The 15,736-nt window shown below is 72.1% G+C and carries 23 protein-coding genes; 13 read left to right on the top strand and 10 right to left on the bottom strand.

Annotated elements, in window-relative coordinates; translation table 11 throughout:
• Positions 1 to 23 precede the first annotated feature (23 nt).
• On the bottom strand, positions 24 to 611 hold the full coding sequence (locus tag ABZ342_RS28490; RefSeq protein ID WP_354816065.1) for a biotin transporter BioY: 588 nt from the start codon (positions 609 to 611) through the stop codon (positions 24 to 26).
• 206 nt (positions 612 to 817) lie between these two features.
• On the opposite strand from ABZ342_RS28490, the gene ABZ342_RS28485 reads away from it, so the two are divergent.
• A complete protein-coding gene (locus tag ABZ342_RS28485; RefSeq protein ID WP_360479164.1) occupies positions 818 to 1,435 on the top strand; it encodes a choice-of-anchor P family protein in 618 nt (205 codons plus the stop codon).
• Positions 1,436 to 1,446: 11 nt separating this feature from the next.
• On the opposite strand, the gene ABZ342_RS28480 is transcribed toward ABZ342_RS28485, so the two are convergent.
• From ABZ342_RS28480 to ABZ342_RS28470, 3 genes are read right to left on the bottom strand one after another with little or no spacing between them, the layout of a single operon-like run.
• On the bottom strand, positions 1,447 to 2,091 hold the full coding sequence (locus tag ABZ342_RS28480) for a bifunctional 4-hydroxy-2-oxoglutarate aldolase/2-dehydro-3-deoxy-phosphogluconate aldolase (protein WP_360479065.1): 645 nt from the start codon (positions 2,089 to 2,091) through the stop codon (positions 1,447 to 1,449).
• Positions 2,088 to 2,666 carry an isochorismatase family protein gene (locus tag ABZ342_RS28475; protein WP_360479062.1) on the bottom strand — a complete coding sequence of 193 codons (579 nt, stop codon included), beginning with the start codon at positions 2,664 to 2,666 and terminating at the stop codon, positions 2,088 to 2,090. Before ABZ342_RS28475 ends, ABZ342_RS28480 begins: the two co-directional genes overlap by 4 nt.
• 14 nt (positions 2,667 to 2,680) lie before the next feature.
• Positions 2,681 to 3,982, bottom strand: coding sequence for a nicotinate phosphoribosyltransferase (locus tag ABZ342_RS28470; protein ID WP_360479059.1), 1,302 nt, complete (start codon positions 3,980 to 3,982; stop codon positions 2,681 to 2,683).
• Positions 3,983 to 4,056: 74 nt separating this feature from the next.
• Here ABZ342_RS28470 and clpS point away from each other — a divergent pair, with 74 nt between their 5' ends.
• The 3 genes from clpS to ABZ342_RS28455 are packed head-to-tail and all read left to right on the top strand — an operon-like array spanning position 4,057 to position 5,887.
• Positions 4,057 to 4,356, top strand: coding sequence for an ATP-dependent Clp protease adapter ClpS (clpS, locus tag ABZ342_RS28465; RefSeq protein WP_155541328.1), 300 nt, complete (start codon positions 4,057 to 4,059; stop codon positions 4,354 to 4,356).
• Entirely contained in the window at positions 4,353 to 4,910 is a 558-nt protein-coding gene (locus tag ABZ342_RS28460) for a DUF2017 domain-containing protein (RefSeq protein ID WP_155541329.1), read from the top strand. Before clpS ends, ABZ342_RS28460 begins: the two co-directional genes overlap by 4 nt.
• Positions 4,907 to 5,887, top strand: a complete 981-nt coding sequence (locus ABZ342_RS28455) for a P1 family peptidase (protein WP_360479055.1) — start codon at positions 4,907 to 4,909, stop codon at positions 5,885 to 5,887. The genes ABZ342_RS28460 and ABZ342_RS28455 overlap by 4 nt, the downstream gene beginning before the upstream one ends.
• A 1-nt stretch (position 5,888) precedes the next feature.
• Here ABZ342_RS28455 and ABZ342_RS28450 read toward each other — a convergent pair whose 3' ends face one another.
• Positions 5,889 to 6,266: a hypothetical protein gene (locus tag ABZ342_RS28450; RefSeq protein WP_360479052.1), complete on the bottom strand. Its 378-nt coding sequence runs from the start codon at positions 6,264 to 6,266 to the stop codon at positions 5,889 to 5,891.
• Between the two features lie 71 nt (positions 6,267 to 6,337).
• Here ABZ342_RS28450 and ABZ342_RS28445 point away from each other — a divergent pair, with 71 nt between their 5' ends.
• The 3 genes from ABZ342_RS28445 (at position 6,338) to ABZ342_RS28435 (ending at position 8,039) form a co-directional block, all read left to right on the top strand.
• Positions 6,338 to 6,745 carry a M67 family metallopeptidase gene (locus tag ABZ342_RS28445; RefSeq protein WP_155541331.1) on the top strand — a complete coding sequence of 136 codons (408 nt, stop codon included), beginning with the start codon at positions 6,338 to 6,340 and terminating at the stop codon, positions 6,743 to 6,745.
• 67 nt (positions 6,746 to 6,812) lie between these two features.
• Positions 6,813 to 7,085: a MoaD/ThiS family protein gene (locus ABZ342_RS28440; protein WP_086679767.1), complete on the top strand. Its 273-nt coding sequence runs from the start codon at positions 6,813 to 6,815 to the stop codon at positions 7,083 to 7,085.
• Between the two features lie 3 nt (positions 7,086 to 7,088).
• Positions 7,089 to 8,039, top strand: coding sequence for a cysteine synthase (locus ABZ342_RS28435; RefSeq protein WP_155541332.1), 951 nt, complete (start codon positions 7,089 to 7,091; stop codon positions 8,037 to 8,039).
• A gap of 1 nt (position 8,040) precedes the next feature.
• Here the strand turns inward: ABZ342_RS28435 and ABZ342_RS28430 are convergent, their stop codons facing one another.
• Entirely contained in the window at positions 8,041 to 8,868 is an 828-nt protein-coding gene (locus tag ABZ342_RS28430) for an MBL fold metallo-hydrolase (RefSeq protein WP_360479048.1), read from the bottom strand.
• Between the two features lie 10 nt (positions 8,869 to 8,878).
• Here ABZ342_RS28430 and ABZ342_RS28425 point away from each other — a divergent pair, with 10 nt between their 5' ends.
• Positions 8,879 to 9,601, top strand: coding sequence for an aspartate/glutamate racemase family protein (locus tag ABZ342_RS28425; protein WP_360479161.1), 723 nt, complete (start codon positions 8,879 to 8,881; stop codon positions 9,599 to 9,601).
• On the opposite strand, the gene ABZ342_RS28420 is transcribed toward ABZ342_RS28425, so the two are convergent.
• Positions 9,591 to 10,439 carry an arylamine N-acetyltransferase gene (locus ABZ342_RS28420; protein WP_360479045.1) on the bottom strand — a complete coding sequence of 283 codons (849 nt, stop codon included), beginning with the start codon at positions 10,437 to 10,439 and terminating at the stop codon, positions 9,591 to 9,593. The two genes, ABZ342_RS28425 and ABZ342_RS28420, sit on opposite strands and share 11 nt — an antisense overlap.
• Positions 10,440 to 10,622: 183 nt before the next feature.
• Between ABZ342_RS28420 and ABZ342_RS28415 the strand changes: the two genes are divergently transcribed.
• From ABZ342_RS28415 to rdgB, 5 genes are read left to right on the top strand one after another with little or no spacing between them, the layout of a single operon-like run.
• Positions 10,623 to 11,273, top strand: coding sequence for a rhomboid family intramembrane serine protease (locus ABZ342_RS28415; RefSeq protein WP_360479042.1), 651 nt, complete (start codon positions 10,623 to 10,625; stop codon positions 11,271 to 11,273).
• A complete protein-coding gene (murI, locus tag ABZ342_RS28410; protein ID WP_360479039.1) occupies positions 11,270 to 12,076 on the top strand; it encodes a glutamate racemase in 807 nt (268 codons plus the stop codon). The genes ABZ342_RS28415 and murI overlap by 4 nt, the downstream gene beginning before the upstream one ends.
• A gap of 29 nt (positions 12,077 to 12,105) precedes the next feature.
• Positions 12,106 to 12,873: an MBL fold metallo-hydrolase gene (locus ABZ342_RS28405; protein WP_360479036.1), complete on the top strand. Its 768-nt coding sequence runs from the start codon at positions 12,106 to 12,108 to the stop codon at positions 12,871 to 12,873.
• 23 nt (positions 12,874 to 12,896) lie between these two features.
• Positions 12,897 to 13,673 carry a ribonuclease PH gene (gene rph / locus ABZ342_RS28400; protein ID WP_155541338.1) on the top strand — a complete coding sequence of 259 codons (777 nt, stop codon included), beginning with the start codon at positions 12,897 to 12,899 and terminating at the stop codon, positions 13,671 to 13,673.
• The gene (gene rdgB / locus ABZ342_RS28395) at positions 13,670 to 14,278 is read left to right on the top strand and encodes an RdgB/HAM1 family non-canonical purine NTP pyrophosphatase (protein ID WP_155541339.1); all 609 of its coding nucleotides are present in this window, start codon (positions 13,670 to 13,672) and stop codon (positions 14,276 to 14,278) included. The genes rph and rdgB overlap by 4 nt, the downstream gene beginning before the upstream one ends.
• 4 nt (positions 14,279 to 14,282) lie before the next feature.
• Here the strand turns inward: rdgB and bcp are convergent, their stop codons facing one another.
• From bcp to ABZ342_RS28380, 3 genes are all read right to left on the bottom strand, one after another.
• The gene (gene bcp, locus ABZ342_RS28390) at positions 14,283 to 14,756 is read right to left on the bottom strand and encodes a thioredoxin-dependent thiol peroxidase (protein ID WP_360479032.1); all 474 of its coding nucleotides are present in this window, start codon (positions 14,754 to 14,756) and stop codon (positions 14,283 to 14,285) included.
• Between the two features lie 16 nt (positions 14,757 to 14,772).
• A complete protein-coding gene (locus ABZ342_RS28385; protein ID WP_360479029.1) occupies positions 14,773 to 15,312 on the bottom strand; it encodes a hypothetical protein in 540 nt (179 codons plus the stop codon).
• Positions 15,313 to 15,504: 192 nt separating this feature from the next.
• Positions 15,505 to 15,687 carry a hypothetical protein gene (locus ABZ342_RS28380; protein ID WP_155541342.1) on the bottom strand — a complete coding sequence of 61 codons (183 nt, stop codon included), beginning with the start codon at positions 15,685 to 15,687 and terminating at the stop codon, positions 15,505 to 15,507.
• Positions 15,688 to 15,736 lie beyond the last annotated feature (49 nt).

The raw sequence follows: 15,736 nt of genomic DNA, 5'->3' as shown, positions 1-15,736 counted from the left end.
GCGGAAGGTCCCGCGGCGAGCACTCAGTCCTGGTTACGGCCGGAGACCAGCTTCCAGGTCAGCGGCAGCAGGCCGGCGGCCACGACGATCTTGATCGCGTCCCCGACCAGGAACGGCGTCACGCCCTTGGCGAACGCCGTGGACAGGTCGAACCCGGTGGACGCCATCAGCCACGGCACGCCGAACGCGTAGATCACGAGGTTGCCGAGCACCATGGTGCCCGCGGTGCGCACCGGCGTCCGGTCGCCGCCGCGGCCGGCGAGCGCACCGACCAGCGCGCCGGCGAAGACGAACCCGACGATGTAGCCGGCGCTCGCGCCGGACAGGCCCGCGGTGCCGTGCTGGAACCACGGCACGCCCACGGCGCCGACGAGCAGGTACACGAGCATCGACGCGGCGCCGCGCGACATGCCGAGCGACGCGCCGACGAGCAGCGCGGCGAACGTCTGGCCGGTCATCGGCACCGGGCTGCCCGGCACCGGGATGGTCAGCTGCGCGGCGGCACCGGTGAGCACGGCACCGCCGGCGACCAGCGCGATGTCCCGGACGAGGGAGCCGGGCACGAGGTCGGCCAGCACGGGCCGCTTGCCGGCGAAGGACAGCGAAGACACAGAACCTCCCTGGGTGATCAGACAGCCGACGTTAACGCTCGTTACCTCGGGAAAACCCCGGAAGTTGCGTTCCTCACCGTCCACTCGTCCGGGTGGACCCGATCAGGGACGGCCCCGGGCCTGCCGATGACGAAGAGGGTGACTACGAACTGTCACGCGACCGAGGAGGCCGGTGCATGCGAAACGCCAGGAAGAGGACATTCCGGTTGCTGGCGGTGACGACGCTGGTCACGCCGTTCCTGGTCGCCGCCGCGTCGGGCGCGTCCACCGGATGGGCGTCTTCCGGCGCGATCGACGTGACCATCGACAACGAGCACATTGTCACCGGTGAGCTGGCGAAATGCACCGTCGACGGCCCCTACAGCGCCCGGACGCCCGGCGGCGAGACCGGCGACATCGCGGTGTTCGGCGTCGGCGAGACCGGCTGCGGGCGGTCCGGCGCGGTGTCGGTCGCGCAGGCGTCCGGGCACCGGTTCGCGACCAGCGTGCTGAAGCGCTTCGGCGGCCCGGCGCTGTCCGTGCGCACCTACTCGGCCAAGTGCGCAACGACGGAGACCGGCAGCCTCGGCGAGGTCGCGATCGGCGCGGTCGAGGGGATCACCGTGCCCGCGCAGATCCCGCCGAACGACCGGATCGTCATCCCGGGCGGGCCGGCGGGCACCGCGCTGGCGACGGTGATCCTCAACGAGACCGTGACGCCCCAGCCGCCGGACGGCAGCCTGGTGACGCACGCGGTGCACATCAAGCTGTTCCCGCAGGGCGGCCCGGCGAGCGGTGACATCTACCTGGGCACGGCCGCCTGCGACCCGTTCGGGAAGAAGTAGCGCCTCTGAGTTCAAGCCGTGGCGAAGCGGCCGGCCGCCGCGACGAACTCGCCCGCCCGCGCGGCCAGGTCCGGCAGGCTGCCGCTCGGCGAGAGCGCGTCGCCCAGCAACGGGGTCGCCGCCGCGACCGCGATCGCGCCCGCTCGCAGGTAGCCCTCGACGTCGGCCAGGTGGACGCCGCCGGTCGGGACCAGCGGGACGTCCGGCAGCGGCGCCCGGATCGCGCGCAGGTAGGCGACCCCGCCCACCGCCGCGACCGGGAACACCTTGACCGCGGCCGCGCCGAGGCGCCAGGCCTGGTCGATCTCCGTCGGCGTCAGCGCGCCGCAGACCACCGGGGTGTCCAGGTCGGCGGCGCGCTCCAGGACGGCCGGGTTCACCGTCGGCGTGATCAGGTACGCGGCGCCCGCGTCGACCGCGATGTCCACATCGGACGGTTCGCGGACGCTGCCCGCGCCGATCAGCGCGTCTTCGCCGAGAGCCAGGCGCAGCGCGGTGATCGCCGCGGGCGCGCCCGGCGTCGTCAGTGTCGCTTCGAGCAGGCGGACGCCCGCCGCGTGCAGCACCATCGCCGCGTCGGCGAAGCGGGCCGCGTCGGGCGCGCGCAGGATCGCGACCAGCCGGTGTTCGGCCAGCGAGGCCCGCAGGTCCTTCACTCCGCCGACCCGACGAACGCCGTGCCGGTGTGGGTGACCCCCGCCTGGTCGAAGTCCTCGATCGTCGCGTCCACCGTCGGCTGCGAGCCGCCGACGGTCAGGTCCAGCAGCACCCGGACCCCGAAGCCGGCACGAGCCGCGTCGAGCGCCGTCGCGCGGACGCAGAAGTCCGTGGCGATGCCGACGACGTCGACGTCGGTGACGTCGTGCTCGCGCAGCCACGCTTCCAGGGACTTCCCGTCGCGGGCCGCGCCCTCGAAGCCGGAGTAGGCGGCGCTGTACTCGCCCTTGGAGAACACCTCGCCGATCGGGACGACGTCGAGCGCGGGGTGGAACGACGCGCCCGGCGTGCCGGCGACGCAGTGCACCGGCCAGCTGTCCTTGAAGTCGGGGGTCTCGCTGAAGTGGGCGCCCGGGTCGATGTGGTTGTCCCGGGTGGCCACGACGTGGCTGTACCCGCCCTCGGCGGCCTGCTTCGAGATGGCGGCGGCCGCGGCGGCCCCGCCCGGCAGGCCGAGCGAACCCCCTTCGCAGAAGTCGTTCTGCACGTCCACCACGATCAGCGCGGTCCCCATGGGTCGGTCTCCTCTCAGAGGAACAGCGTCGGAATAGCGGGCTCGCCGTGAGAGAGCTTGAGGCCCTCCCACGGCAGGCTGACCAGGCCGCGGCGCAGCCGCTGCCTGGCATCGTCGAGCGTAGGCAGGTCCGCCTCCGCGCGGCCACCGCGGATCAGCGGGATCTGCAGCGGGCGGTCGGTGGGCTCGGGCTCGGGCGCATCGCCCGCCGTGGTCCAGACGACCTCCTCGACCGCCGTGCCGGTGCCGCGGTGGCGCCGCAGCGCGGACTTGCGCCCGCCGCGCGACTCCTTGTGGGCGCTGCGTTTCGCGACCGGCTTGCCGTCCACCTCGACCAGCTTGTAGACCATCCCGGCGGTCGGCGCGCCGGAGCCGGTGACCACCGAGGTGCCGACGCCGTACGCGTCCACAGGCTCCGCGCGCAGCGCCGCGATGGCGTGCTCGTCGAGGTCGCCGGAGACGACGATCCGGGTGTCCTTCGCCCCGAGGGAGTCCAGCTGCTCGCGGGCGCGGCGGGCGAGCGGGCCGACGTCACCCGAGTCGATCCGGATCGCGCCCAGCTCGGGCCCGGCGACGCGGACCGCGGTCTCGATGCCGGCGGTGATGTCGTAGGTGTCGACGAGCAGCGTCGTGTCCGCGCCCATCTTGTCGACCTGCGAGCGGAACGCTTCTTCCTCGCTGTCGTGCAGCAGCGTGAAGGCGTGCGCGACGGTGCCGCGCGTCGGGATTCCGTAGCGGCGCCCGGCTTCGAGGTTGGACGTCGTCGCGAAGCCGGCCAGGTACGCGGCCCGCGCCGCCGCGACCGCCGCGTACTCGTGCGTCCGGCGCCCGCCCATCTCGATGATTGGCCGGCCGTGCGCGGCGCCGGACATCCGGGCCGCCGCGGACGCGATCGCGCTGTCGTGGTTGAGGATCGACAGCACCAGCGTCTCGAGCAGCACGCACTCGGCGAACGAGCCGGAGACGGTGAGCAGCGGCGAGCCCGGGAAGTACAGCTCGCCCTCGGGGTAGCCGTCGATGTCGCCCGAGAACTCGTAGCCGGCGAGCCAGGAGAGCGTCGCGTCGTCGACGACCGCGGTCGCCTCCAGCTGCGACAGCTCGGCGTCGGTGAAGCGGAAGTCCGCGATCGCGTCGAGGACACGGGCGGTACCCGCGACGACGCCGTAGCGGCGTCCGTCCGGCAAGCGCCGGGCGAACACCTCGAACACGCAGGGCCGCGCGTGCGTCCCGTCGGCGAGCGCGCTGCCCAGCATGGTCAGCTCGTAGTGGTCGGTGAGCAGCGCAGTGCTGGTCGTGGCCGGCTCCGGTGAACCCATGGGGTCAGCCTATTCACCCACATGGCCGGACCTGGCGCGGCGTACCCTGTCGCCCCCGTGACACCATGGGGTGCATGTCCATGCCTGTCGCAGCCGAGCAGACGCAGGTCGAGCCGGCCGGTGCCGAGCTCGCCGAGTCGGACACACCCTGGCGGACGGTGGTGTGGAACGACCCCGTCAACCTGATGTCGTACGTCACGTACGTCTTCCAGAAGCTGTTCGGGTACGGGCGCGACCACGCCACCAAGCTCATGCTGGACGTCCACCACAAGGGCAAGGCGATCGTCTCGTCCGGCACCAAGGAGAAGGTGGAGACCGACGTGGCGAAGCTCCACGCGGCGGGCCTGTGGGCCACGATGGAGCAGACCTCGTGAACGGGTGGCGGCGCAAGGGCGCGGTGATCCACGCGGGCTTCGAGCAGCAGGAAGCCGCGGTGCTGCGCGGGCTGGTCAGCCAGCTCGAGGACATGCTCACCGCGCGCGCCGAAGAGGCGCCCCAGGACGAGCTCGCCGAGCTGACCGGCATCCGGATCGGGCCGACCGAGTCCCCGGACGACCCCGTGCTTTCGCGGCTGCTCCCGGACTTCCACAAGCTCGACCCGGACAACCCGACCCGCGAGGACCTCGACTCCGCCGCGGCGATGCGGTCGCTGCACGAGCCGGAGCTGCTGGACATGAAGGTCGGCGTGGCCAAGATCGTGCTCGACACGCTGCCCCGCGACGGCGGACACGTCCGGCTGACCGAGGAGCAGGCCGACGCCTGGCTCGGCGCGCTCAACGACGTCCGGCTGGCGCTCGGCACCGCGCTCGACGTCACCGACGACATGCCCGACGAGCTGCCCGAAGACGACCCGCGGGCGCCGCACCTCGGCGTCTACCACTGGCTGACCTGGGTGCAGGAGACGCTGATCCAGGCGCTGACCGGATGATTACCGACGTGCCGGGTGTCCTGGTCGGGCACCACGAGCGGGTCGGCGACGGCTGGGCCACCGGGACGACGGTGGTCCTGGTCCCCGACGGCGCGGTCGGCGCGGTCGACCAGCGCGGCGGCGCACCCGGCACGCGCGAGACGAACCTGCTGGAGCCGGAGAACTTGGTGCAGCGGGTCAACGCGATCTGCCTCTCGGGTGGGTCGGCGTACGGGCTGGCCGCGGCCGACGGCGTCATGCGGTGGCTCGCCGAGCGGAACCTGGGCTTCCCGGTGGGCGCGCAGCCGCACGAGGTCGTGCCGATCGTGCCCGCGGCGGTGCTGTTCGACCTGCCGCGCAGCGAGTGGGGCAACCGGCCTGACGCGTCCTTCGGCTACGCGGCCTGTGAAGCGGCTTCGGAGTCGTTCGCTTCGGGGACGGTCGGTGCGGGCGCTGGGGCGGCCGTCGGGTCGCTGAAGGGCGGGATCGGGTCCGCGAGCGAGGTCGTCGGCGAGTTCACGGTCGGGGCGATCGCGGCGGTCAACGCGGCCGGTGAGGCCGTGGACCTCTCGACGGGCCGCGCGTTCGCGGCCGACCACGGCGACTTCGGCGTGACGTGGCCTTCGCGCGCCGCTGACCTGCCGTCGCGGCGGACCGACCTGAACACGACGATCGGCGTGGTCGCGGTGGACGCGGCGCTGTCGAAGGCCGAGGCGCGGCGGATCGCGGTCGCGGCCCAGGACGGGCTGGCGCGCGCGGTGCGCCCGGCCCACACGATGTTCGACGGCGACACGGTGTTCGCGCTGGCCACGGGAGCGCACGAGCTGCCGGACGCGAGCGGCCCGTTCGGCGCGGCGGCGCGCCCGGCGGCGCTGGACGCGCTGTGCTCGGCGGCGGCGAGGGTGTTCGCGCGGGCGATGGTGCACGGGTTGCTGGCGGCGACGACGGCCGGTGGCGTGCCGGCCTACCGGGACGTCTGGCCGGAGGCGTTCGGCTGAGTCAGAGGTCCGGGAGCGGGTCCGGCGGCAGGTCGTGGGCGCCTTCGAGGTTCGCCGCGCGGACCGCGCTGACGTACTCCTCGTCGATCTCGAGGTGCAGCCGGGCGAAGCTCAGCACCGGGCCGAGCGACGGGTGGACCTCGACCGGGCCGATCTCGGTGCGCCGCGACACCCGGTCGTAGACGGCTTTCGGGGTGTAGCGGCGGAAGCGACCGCCGTAGAGCACCGTGATGGCGCGGTCGGTGACCACGATGAAGAACGCCGCCCGCGTGCGGACGCCGTCGACGTAGAGCGAGATGCCGGGGATGAGGTACTGGATCACCTCGCCGTCTTCGAGGAACTCGCGGCAGCGTTCACGGGCGTTCGCGGGCATCGGCATGCCTCGATTGTCCTGGTGAGCGCAATATCTCATCATCTGGACAGCTTGTGTCCACCACCTAAGATGTCGGTGTGCTCCGGATCCGCCGTGAACTCGTCGACGAGATCGTCGCCCATGCCCGCCGTGACCATCCCGACGAGGCGTGCGGCGTCATCGCCGGGCCCGCGGGGTCCGACTCGGCCGAGCGGTTCATCCCCATGCTGAACGCCGCGCGGTCGCCGACGTTCTACGAGTTCGACTCCGGTGACCTGCTGAAGCTCTACCGGGAGATGGACGCCAACGACGAGGTGCCCGTGGTGATCTACCACTCGCACACCGCGACCGAGGCCTACCCGTCGCGGACCGACGCGAACATCGCGGCCGAGCCGGACGCGCACTACGTGCTCGTCTCCACCCGCGACCCCGAAGTGCACGAATTCCGGTCGTACCGGATCGTGGACGCCGAGATCACCGAGGAGCCGGTCGAGATCGTCGACTGAGCCCCGCCGGAATAAACCGCCGCGCCACCGGCGTCTGCGTGTAAGAACCCACCGGAGGTAAGAACCCATGGCCGTGACCGTCTCCATCCCGACGATCCTGCGCACCCACACCGGCGGCGAGAAGTCCGTCGAGGCGAAGGGCGCGACCGTCCTCGAGGTCATCGACGACGTCGAGTCCCGCCACGCCGGCATCAAGGGCCGCCTGGTGAAGGAGGAGAAGCTGCACCGCTTCATCAACGTCTACGTCAACGACGAGGACGTGCGCTTCGCCGGTGGCCTCGAGGCCGAGGTCAAGGACGGCGACACCCTGACCATCCTCCCCGCCGTGGCCGGTGGCTGATCGATGGCTCGCTTCGAGTCCCTGCTCGACGCGCTCGGCGGCACCCCGCTGGTCGGGCTGCCCCGGCTCTCGCCCACGCACGACGTGCGCCTCTGGGCGAAGCTGGAGGACCGCAACCCGACCGGCTCGATCAAGGACCGCCCCGCGCTGGCCATGATCGAAGCCGCCGAGCGCGAGGGCAAGCTGCGGCGCGGCTCCACGATCCTGGAGCCGACGTCGGGCAACACCGGCATCTCGCTGGCCATGGCCGCCAAGCTCAAGGGCTACGGGCTGGTCTGCGTCATGCCGGAGAACACCTCGACCGAGCGCAAGCAGCTGCTGCAGGCCTACGGCGCGCGGATCGTGTTCTCCCCGGCCGCGGGCGGCTCGAACGAGGCCGTCCGGCGGGCGAAGGAACTGGCGGAGGCGAACCCCGAGTGGGTGATGCTCTACCAGTACGGCAACCCGGCCAACGCCGACGCGCACTACCGCGGCACCGGCCCGGAGCTGCTCAAGGACCTGCCGACGCTGACGCACTTCGTCGGCGGCCTCGGCACGACCGGGACCCTGGTGGGCGTCGGCCGGTACCTGCACGAGGCGAAGCCGGACGTCCAGGTCATCGCGGCCGAGCCGCGCTACGGCGAACTGGTGTACGGCCTGCGCAACCTCGACGAGGGGTTCGTCCCGGAGCTGTACGACGCTTCGGTGCTGAACGGCCGCTACTCCGTGGGCGCGTACGACGCGCTTCGCCGCACGCGTGAGCTGCTCGAGAACGAAGGCATCTTCGCGGGCATCTCGACGGGCGCGGTGCTGCACGCGGCGCTGGCGGTGGCCGAGAAGGCCGCGGCCCGGGGCGAGCAGGCGGACGTCGCTTTCGTCGTCGCCGACGCCGGGTGGAAGTACCTGTCGACGGGTGCCTACGCGGGGTCGCTCGACGAGGCCGCCGCGCGGCTCGACGGGCAGCTCTGGGCCTGAGTCACTCGGCCTTCCACAGTTCGGGCAGAGCCAGGTCGACGCCGTCGGCCTCGGCCAGCCGCTCGAAGGTGGCCATGGTCGCCCCCAGGTCGTCGAACACCTTCGGCAGCAGCTTCAGCGGCTTGGACAGCGGGCGCCAGAAGGCGTCCCAGTGGATCGGGCGGACCTTGCGCGGCCTGAGCGCGCCGACGGTCTCCCGCCAGTACTCCTCCCGCCATTCCTCCGTCTGCTTGCCGGCCGCTCCCGCGCCGAGGTAGACGACGTCCGCGGAGTGGCCGGCGAGCGCCCCGGGCACGAAGTTCGCGGACGCGTGGACGACGGCGCTGCCCGCCGCGTGCGCGATGTGGAACGAGTAGCACCGCCCGGTCTTGAAGTCCTTCGCCCTGGCCGGCAGCCGGACCGGCTCGGTGATCTCGCCCGGTACCCGGTCGCCGGCGCTGTGCCGGGTGTCGATCGGGGTCACGGTGAACGCGCCGAACTCCACCGGCCTGCCCGGCACCAGCTCTTCGAACGGCTCCGCGGCCAGGTCGTAGCCCTCCTGGACCTTCCGGGTCGACGGCGAGCCGGCCAGCGTGGCGCCGGTGAGCTGCGCGACGACCGGCGCGTCGAGGACGTGGTCGACGTGCGAATGCGCCACCAGGACGGCGTCGAGCTTCGTGACCCCGAGCCGGCTCAGTGCCTCGTCGATGCGCTCGCGGTCCGGCGCCACGCGCGTCGCCATCTTCAGCAGGGACGGCCGCGAGAAGAAGCCGTCGACCAGCACGCCGGAGGTGCCGTCGGTGACCAGGACGTTCGACACCCCGGCGAAAGCCGTGCGCAGTTCGGGCATGCTGAACAGCATGAAGGTCATCGGGCTGCTCGGCGGGATGAGCTGGGAATCTTCAGCCGAGTACTACCGGCTGCTGAACGAACGGGTGAAGGACGCCCTCGGCGGGTTCCACTCCGCCCACACGATCCTCTACTCCGTCGACTTCGCCGCCATCGAAGCCATGCAGGCCGAAGACCGCTGGGACGACGCCGGCGCCGAGCTGAACCGCGCGGCTCGCGCGCTCGAAGCGGCGGGAGCGGACTTCGTCGTGCTCTGCACCAACACCATGCACAAGGTCGCCGAGCAGCTGGAAGACGGCCTCGGCATCCCGCTGCTGCACCTCGGCGACGCCACCGCCGCGGCCGTCGGCGCCGCCGGGATCCGGCGGGTCGGGCTGCTCGGGACCGGGTTCACCATGGGGCAGCCGTTCTACCGCGACCGGCTCGCCGCGCACGGCCTCGACGTGCTCGTGCCGAGCGCGCAAGACCGTGACCTCGTCCACCGCGTCATCTACGACGAGCTGGTGCTCGGCGTGGTGAAGCCCGAGTCCAGGACCGCCTACCGCGGCGTGATCGCGCGGCTGGTCGAGGCGGGGGCCGAGGGCGTGATCTACGGGTGCACGGAGATCGAGCTGCTCGTCGGCCCGGAGGACTCGCCCGTGCCGACCTTCCCGACGACCCGCCTGCACGCCGACGCCGCCGTCGACTTCGCGCTCGGCAAGGCCCCGCTGCCGCCGGCTCCGGTCACACGCTGACCACCGGTCCTCCCGTGTGGGCTTCGTGCTGCGCAACGACCTGCCGCCACAGCCGCTCGCGCTCCTCGGCCGTGAACAGGTCCGGCGTGATGCCGAAGACGTCCGCCGCGGCCGTCCACCAGTCCGCCGGGGACTCGACGAACTCCTTGGCACCGTGGCGGTTCAGGGTCCGCGCCCGCAGGGTGTCGACGCCCGTCGCGTCCCGGCGTTGCAGCACGCAGACCCGGACGAACCCGGACTCCGGTGACGTCGACAGCCACGCGTGCTTCTCGGCGAAGTCGGCCATCTCCGCCGCGCCCGCCGCGAAGTCGAAGCCGGCGAAGCTGCCCGACGGGTCGTGGTCGAACCGCCAGCCGCCCGGCGCCACCTCCGAGGGCCGCAGCCGGTAGGTGTGCGGGCCTTGCCGGTGGGTGCCTTCCCGTAGGGGGAGCGGCTCGTGGATGCCGTCGCCGAGCCCGGCGTCCACCAGCCACGTCGTCCCCGGCTCGTCCGGCACCCCGGTGACGGTCAGCGCCAGGTGGTTGCGGTCGACGTTCGGCGCGTCGCCCGGACCGCCCTGAACCCCGCCGAGGTGGCGCGTGACCTGGTAGCCGAGCTCGCGCAGCAAGGCCGAGAAGGCGCCGTTCAGCTGGTAGCAGTACCCGCCGCGGCCCCGCAGGATCCGCGCGAGCGACGCCGACGGCTCCAGCGGCGTCGGCCGCCCGAGCTGGATCTCCAGCGCCTCGTACGGCACGCGCTCGACCTGCGCGGAGTGCAGCCGCCGCAGCGCGGCCACGCTCGGCGGCTCCGCGTCGAGGCCGAGCCGCTTCAGGTATCCGTGGACGTCGAAGTTCCCCATGCCCGAGACGCTAGCGGGAGGGACCGACAGAATGAGGCTTGTTCTGGTTAGACCGGCGCTACGGACTGCAGGTCGCCGACCAGTGGTGACCTTTGCGCCGGGCGACGGCTGAACAAGCCTCACTGCCGGGATCAGGGATTTCACCCGAGGTGGACCCGCTCGGATCGACGTAGCGTCGATCACGTGAGCACACTGCCCGTGAACCCGGACCCGGAAACCGACGCCGCGAAACGCGTGCTGCCGCCGAGACCGAAGGCGGCCGCGCTCGTCGCGCTCTCGTTCACCCTGCTGCTCTACCTGGTCGAGCTGGTGGACGTGATCCTGCCCGGCGACCTGGACCAGGGCGGCATCCACTCGCGGATGCTGTCCGGCCTCGACGGCGTGCTGTTCGCGCCGCTGCTGCACGCCGGCTGGTCGCACCTGTTCGCGAACACCGTGCCGGTGCTCGTGTTCTCCTTCCTCGCCATGGCCGCCGGGATCGGCCGGTTCGCCCTGGTCACGGCCATCATCTGGGTGGTTTCCGGGCTCGGGGTGTGGCTGATCGGGCCGGCCAACACGGTCACGGTCGGCGCGTCCGGGCTGGCCTTCGGCTGGCTCGCCTACCTGCTGGTGCGCGGCATCTTCAACCGCGCCGCCGGGCAGATCCTGGTCGCCGTCGTCCTGCTCGGCGTGTGGAGCGGCATGCTCGCCGGCCTGCTGCCCGGCAACCCGGGCGTTTCCTGGCAGGGACACGTCTTCGGCGCGCTGGCCGGCGTCCTCGCGGCGTGGCTGACCAGCCGCACGGGGAAGTCGCGCAAAGCCGTACCCCCGGCTGCGGGTAACCTCGAAGGGTGACGTCTCCGTCTGCTGATGCCCCGATCGGTGTGTTCGATTCCGGCGTCGGCGGGCTGACGGTCGCGAGGGCGCTCCTCGAGCAGCTGCCCGCCGAGCAGCTCCGCTACGTCGGCGACACGGCGCACAACCCGTACGGCCCGCTGCCGATCGCCACCGCCCGCAGCTACGCGCTCGCGGCCCTCGACGAGATCGTCGAGGGCGGCGTGAAAGCCCTGGTCATCGCCTGCAACACGGCGTCCGCGGCCTGCCTGCGCGACGCCCGCGAGCGCTACGACGTGCCGGTGATCGAGGTCGTCCTGCCCGCCGCGCGGCGCGCCGTCGTGGCCACGCACACCGGCCGCGTCGGCGTGATCGGCACCGAGGGCACCGTGCGGTCGCGCGCCTACGAGGACGCGTTCGCCGCCGCGCCCGGCATCACGCTCACCAGCGTCGCCTGCCCGCGGTTCGTCGACTTCGTGGAGCGCGGCATCACCTCCGGGCGCCAGGTCCTCGGGCTCGCGCAGGGCTACCTCCAGCCGCTGCTCGACGCCGAGGTCGACACGCTCGTGCTGGGCTGCACGCACTACCCGCTCCTGCAGGGCGTGCTGCAGATCGTGATGGGCCAGGAGGTCACCCTGGTTTCGAGCGCGGACGAGACGGCCAAGGACGTCGTCCGGATCCTCACCGAACGGGACCTGCTGACGACGCGGGAGACGCCGCCGCGGCACGAATTCCTCGCCACCGGCTCGGCCGAGCCGTTCACCCGGCTCGCCGCGCGGTTCATGGGGTTCGCCCCGGGTGTCCTCGCTCCCACCACCGCGTGATCAGGCGTCTTGGCGCTTAGGGTGTCGAAGTGCGACTGACCATCCTCGGGTGCTCCGGCAGCATCCCCGGGCCGAACACCGCCGCGTCCGGCTACCTGGTCGAGGCGGAGGGCTTCCTGCTCGGCCTCGAACTCGGCAACGGCACGCTGGCGCAGCTGCAGGCCGTGGCCGATCCGTTCGACCTGGACGCCCTCGTGCTCACGCACCTGCACCCCGACCACTGCGCCGACGTCAGCGCGCTCACCGTCCTGCGGCGCTACCACCCGGCGCCGCCGTACCCGGCCCGCCCGCGCCTGCTGCCGCTGTACGCGCCGCACGACGCGCCCCTGCGGCTCGCGAACGCGTACGCGCCCAACGAGACCGAGCGGGCCACCACCGACCTCACCGACGTCTACGCCTTCCACCCGCTGCGGCCGGAGCCGTTCCGGATCGGGCCGTTCGAGGTCGTCGCGGTCGAGGTCGACCACCCGACCCCCGCATACGGCCTGCGTATCTCCTACGGCGGCCGGATCCTCGCGTTCACCGGCGACACCGGGCCGTGCGCGGCGCTGAACGAGCTCGCCGACGGCGTCGACCTGCTGCTCGCCGAGGCGTCCTGGACGGATTCGGCCGAACGCCCGGCCGGCGTTCACCTGTCGGGCAAGCAGGCGGGCGAGCTGGCGCGCGACGCCGCGGTCGGGCGGCTGCTGCTGACGCACATCGCGCCGTGGACGGACGCGGGCGCGGTACTGGCCGAGGCGTCGGCGGAGTTCCCGGGGGCCGAGGTCGTCAAGCAGGGTGCCGTCTACGACGTCTGAGCCGCCGGTTCTAGAGTGCTCCCGTGGCTCGAAAAGATGGCAGGAACGACGACCAGCTCCGTGACATCAAGATCACCCGGGGGTTCCAGCAGTGGCCGGCGGGGTCGGTGCTGATCGAATTCGGCAACACCCGGGTGCTCTGCGCGGCGAGCGTCACCGAAGGCGTGCCGCGCTGGCGGGCCGGGTCCGGGCTCGGGTGGGTGACCGCCGAGTACGCGATGCTGCCGTCCGCGACCAACACCCGCGGTGACCGCGAATCGGTCAAGGGCCGGATCGGCGGGCGCACGCACGAGATCTCACGGCTGATCGGCCGCTCGCTGCGCGCCTGCATCGACCTGGCCGCGCTGGGCGAGAACACGATCGTCATCGACTGCGACGTCATCCAGGCCGACGGCGGCACCCGCACGGCCGCGGTGACCGGCGGTTACGTGGCGCTGGCCGACGCCATCACGTGGCTGGGCGCGGCGAACCGGCTCAACGACCCGCAGCCGCTGTCGTCTTCGGTGGCCGCGGTGAGCGTCGGCGTGGTCGACGGCCGCGTGCGGCTCGACCTGCCGTACGAGGAGGACTCGCGCGCCGAGGTGGACATGAACGTGGTGGCCACCGACGCGGGCACGCTGATCGAGGTCCAGGGCACGGGCGAGGGCGCGACCTTCGCGCGGTCCACTTTGGACAAGATGCTGGACCTGGCGCAGGCGGGCTGCGAGGAGCTGACCCGGCTGCAGAACGAGGCGCTGGCGCTGCCGTACCCGGGCGAGCTGCCGGAGCCGCGTCCGGACAAGAAGAAGGGCTCGAAGTGACGAAGCTGCTTCTGGCCACGCGCAACGCGAAGAAGCTCGGCGAGCTCGAGCGAATCCTTGCCGCCGAAGGCATTTCGGGGATCGAGGTGCTCGGTCTCGCGGACGTCCCCGAGTTCCCGGAGGCACCGGAGACGGCGCCGGACTTCGAGGGCAACGCGGTGGCGAAGGCCCGCGACGCGGTGGCGGCGTGCGGCTTGCCGGCCATCGCCGACGACTCGGGCCTCGCGATCGACGCGTTGAACGGCATGCCGGGCGTGCTGTCGGCCCGCTGGTCGGGCCGTCACGGCGACGACGAGGCGAACCTGAACCTGGTGCTGGGCCAGCTGGGCGACGTCCCGGACGAGCGCCGTGGAGCCCAGTTCGTGTGCGCGGCGGCGTTGGTCCTGGTGTCGGGCGAGGAGACGGTGGTCCGCGGCGAGTGGCGCGGGACGATGGTGCGCTCGCCGCGAGGAACCAACGGGTTCGGCTACGACCCGATCTTCCAGCCGGACGGCGAATCGCGGACGTCGGCGGAGCTGGAACCGTCCGAAAAGGACGCCGTCTCGCACCGGGGCAGGGCGTTGCGGGCCCTGCTCCCGGCGCTGCGGGAGCTCGCGGAAGGCTGACGCCTCAGGAAGCCACGCCGAGGTCGCGGATCAGCTTCGCCACGTGCCCGGTCGCGCGGACGTTGTAGAAGGCGTGCGCGATCTTGCCCTCGGGGTCGACGACGAACGTCGAGCGGATGACGCCCAGGTACGTCTTGCCGTAGTTCTTCTTCTCGCCGTACGCGCCCCAGGCCTCGATGACGCCCTTGTCCGGGTCGCCCAGCATCGGGAACGTCAGCTTCTCGGTCTCGACGAACTTCGCGAGCTTCGCCTGCTTGTCCGGCGAAATGCCGATCACCTGGAAGCCGGCATCGTTCAGCTCGGCGAGGTTGTCGCGGAAGTCGCAGGCCTGCTTGGTGCAGCCCGGCGTGCTCGCCGCCGGGTAGAAGTACACGACGACGGACTTGCCGCGGAAGTCGCGCAGCGAGACGTCTTTGCCCTCGCTGTCGGGCAGGGTGAAGTCCGGGGCTTCGTCGCCGGGGGAAAGTCGCTCGGTCATAGGGCCGAGCCTAACCTCAGGCCGGACCGCAGTACGTGACGGCGGCGGCCTCGGTCGCGCTCGGCCGGATCTGCAGGCGCAGCTGCGTCGGCTCCTGCGGTACCGCGAACGCCAGGGTGACGTGCACCGAGCGGCCGGGCGGGATGTCCTTGCCCGCGTCGGTGATGCCGGTGAACCCCTGGGTCGTGTCGACGACCTGCTTGACCGGCTTGCCCGCCGAGGTCGCGGTGACGGTGAGGCCGGAGAGCTTGTACGTCGTCGCGCCGTCGTTCGTCAGCTGGACGTCGAAGGCCGCGCCGCGCGAGCTGCGCGGGTACGCCGACGCGCTGGGCTGGAACGACTCCGGCGAGCCGACCGAGATGGTGACGCCGCTGGCGAACCGGTGGTCGGCGCCGAACTTGAGGTCGTTGCCCGCCTGCGCCGCGCTCGCACCCGCCTGGCCGCCGCCCGCGCCGAGCGCCGCGGTGCCCTCCTGAGCCGAGGGGACCCCGCACGCCACCGCCAGGGAAAGCAGTCCTGTGGTGAACATGATCTTGCACGTGCGCGCGAGCGCCATCGCGGGTACTCCAGTCGGCGGTTCGGGGGTGCCGTTCGGCAACGGGGCGTGCCGGGCGAACCCGCTCCACTGTGGCCGTGATCGCGCGTGGTTACGAGGAGACACGGGGGGTTGTCGCGCACCTGGTGCCGCCCCGTGGCCAATCCGTGACCGGAACGGCACGGGTGGTGACAATCACCGCCGACATGCCACTTAAACCGCGAGGGCGAACAGCAGGATGAAGATCGCCACGCCGACCACCCAGGAGGCCATCAACCAGCCGAAATCCCGGACCGGATCGACCGCGCGGCTCTCTTCGCCGGGCACGTAGACACCGCGCTCTTCGAACCAGTCGGCCCAGCGGGTGAACCAGCTCAACGGGTTGCGCGACGACATGCTTCACCTCCGGGCACCGGCTTACCCGTCACAGTACGGGTACGGCCGC

Source organism: Amycolatopsis sp. NPDC005961, from assembly GCF_040629235.1.
Taxonomy (GTDB): domain Bacteria; phylum Actinomycetota; class Actinomycetes; order Mycobacteriales; family Pseudonocardiaceae; genus Amycolatopsis; species Amycolatopsis camponoti.
The sequence above is the reverse complement of the archived record's forward strand: the minus strand, read 5'-3'. Positions and strand labels throughout refer to the sequence as shown.

Bases quoted from the DNA above. Each gene is read 5' to 3' on its own strand.
- ABZ342_RS28420 (WP_360479045.1), bottom strand. From the start codon at position 10,439: ATGGGGAACTTCGACGTCCACGGATACCTGAAGCGGCTCGGCCTCGAC.
- bcp (WP_360479032.1), bottom strand. From the start codon at position 14,756: ATGACCGAGCGACTTTCCCCCGGCGACGAAGCCCCGGACTTCACCCTG.
- ABZ342_RS28425 (WP_360479161.1), top strand. From the start codon at position 8,879: ATGAAGGTCATCGGGCTGCTCGGCGGGATGAGCTGGGAATCTTCAGCC.
- ABZ342_RS28380 (WP_155541342.1), bottom strand. From the start codon at position 15,687: ATGTCGTCGCGCAACCCGTTGAGCTGGTTCACCCGCTGGGCCGACTGG.
- ABZ342_RS28385 (WP_360479029.1), bottom strand. From the start codon at position 15,312: ATGGCGCTCGCGCGCACGTGCAAGATCATGTTCACCACAGGACTGCTT.
- ABZ342_RS28435 (WP_155541332.1), top strand. From the start codon at position 7,089: ATGGCTCGCTTCGAGTCCCTGCTCGACGCGCTCGGCGGCACCCCGCTG.
- ABZ342_RS28455 (WP_360479055.1), top strand. From the start codon at position 4,907: ATGATTACCGACGTGCCGGGTGTCCTGGTCGGGCACCACGAGCGGGTC.
- ABZ342_RS28450 (WP_360479052.1), bottom strand. From the start codon at position 6,266: ATGCCGATGCCCGCGAACGCCCGTGAACGCTGCCGCGAGTTCCTCGAA.
- ABZ342_RS28475 (WP_360479062.1), bottom strand. From the start codon at position 2,666: ATGGGGACCGCGCTGATCGTGGTGGACGTGCAGAACGACTTCTGCGAA.
- ABZ342_RS28430 (WP_360479048.1), bottom strand. From the start codon at position 8,868: ATGCCCGAACTGCGCACGGCTTTCGCCGGGGTGTCGAACGTCCTGGTC.
- ABZ342_RS28470 (WP_360479059.1), bottom strand. From the start codon at position 3,982: ATGGGTTCACCGGAGCCGGCCACGACCAGCACTGCGCTGCTCACCGAC.
- clpS (WP_155541328.1), top strand. From the start codon at position 4,057: ATGTCCATGCCTGTCGCAGCCGAGCAGACGCAGGTCGAGCCGGCCGGT.
- ABZ342_RS28440 (WP_086679767.1), top strand. From the start codon at position 6,813: ATGGCCGTGACCGTCTCCATCCCGACGATCCTGCGCACCCACACCGGC.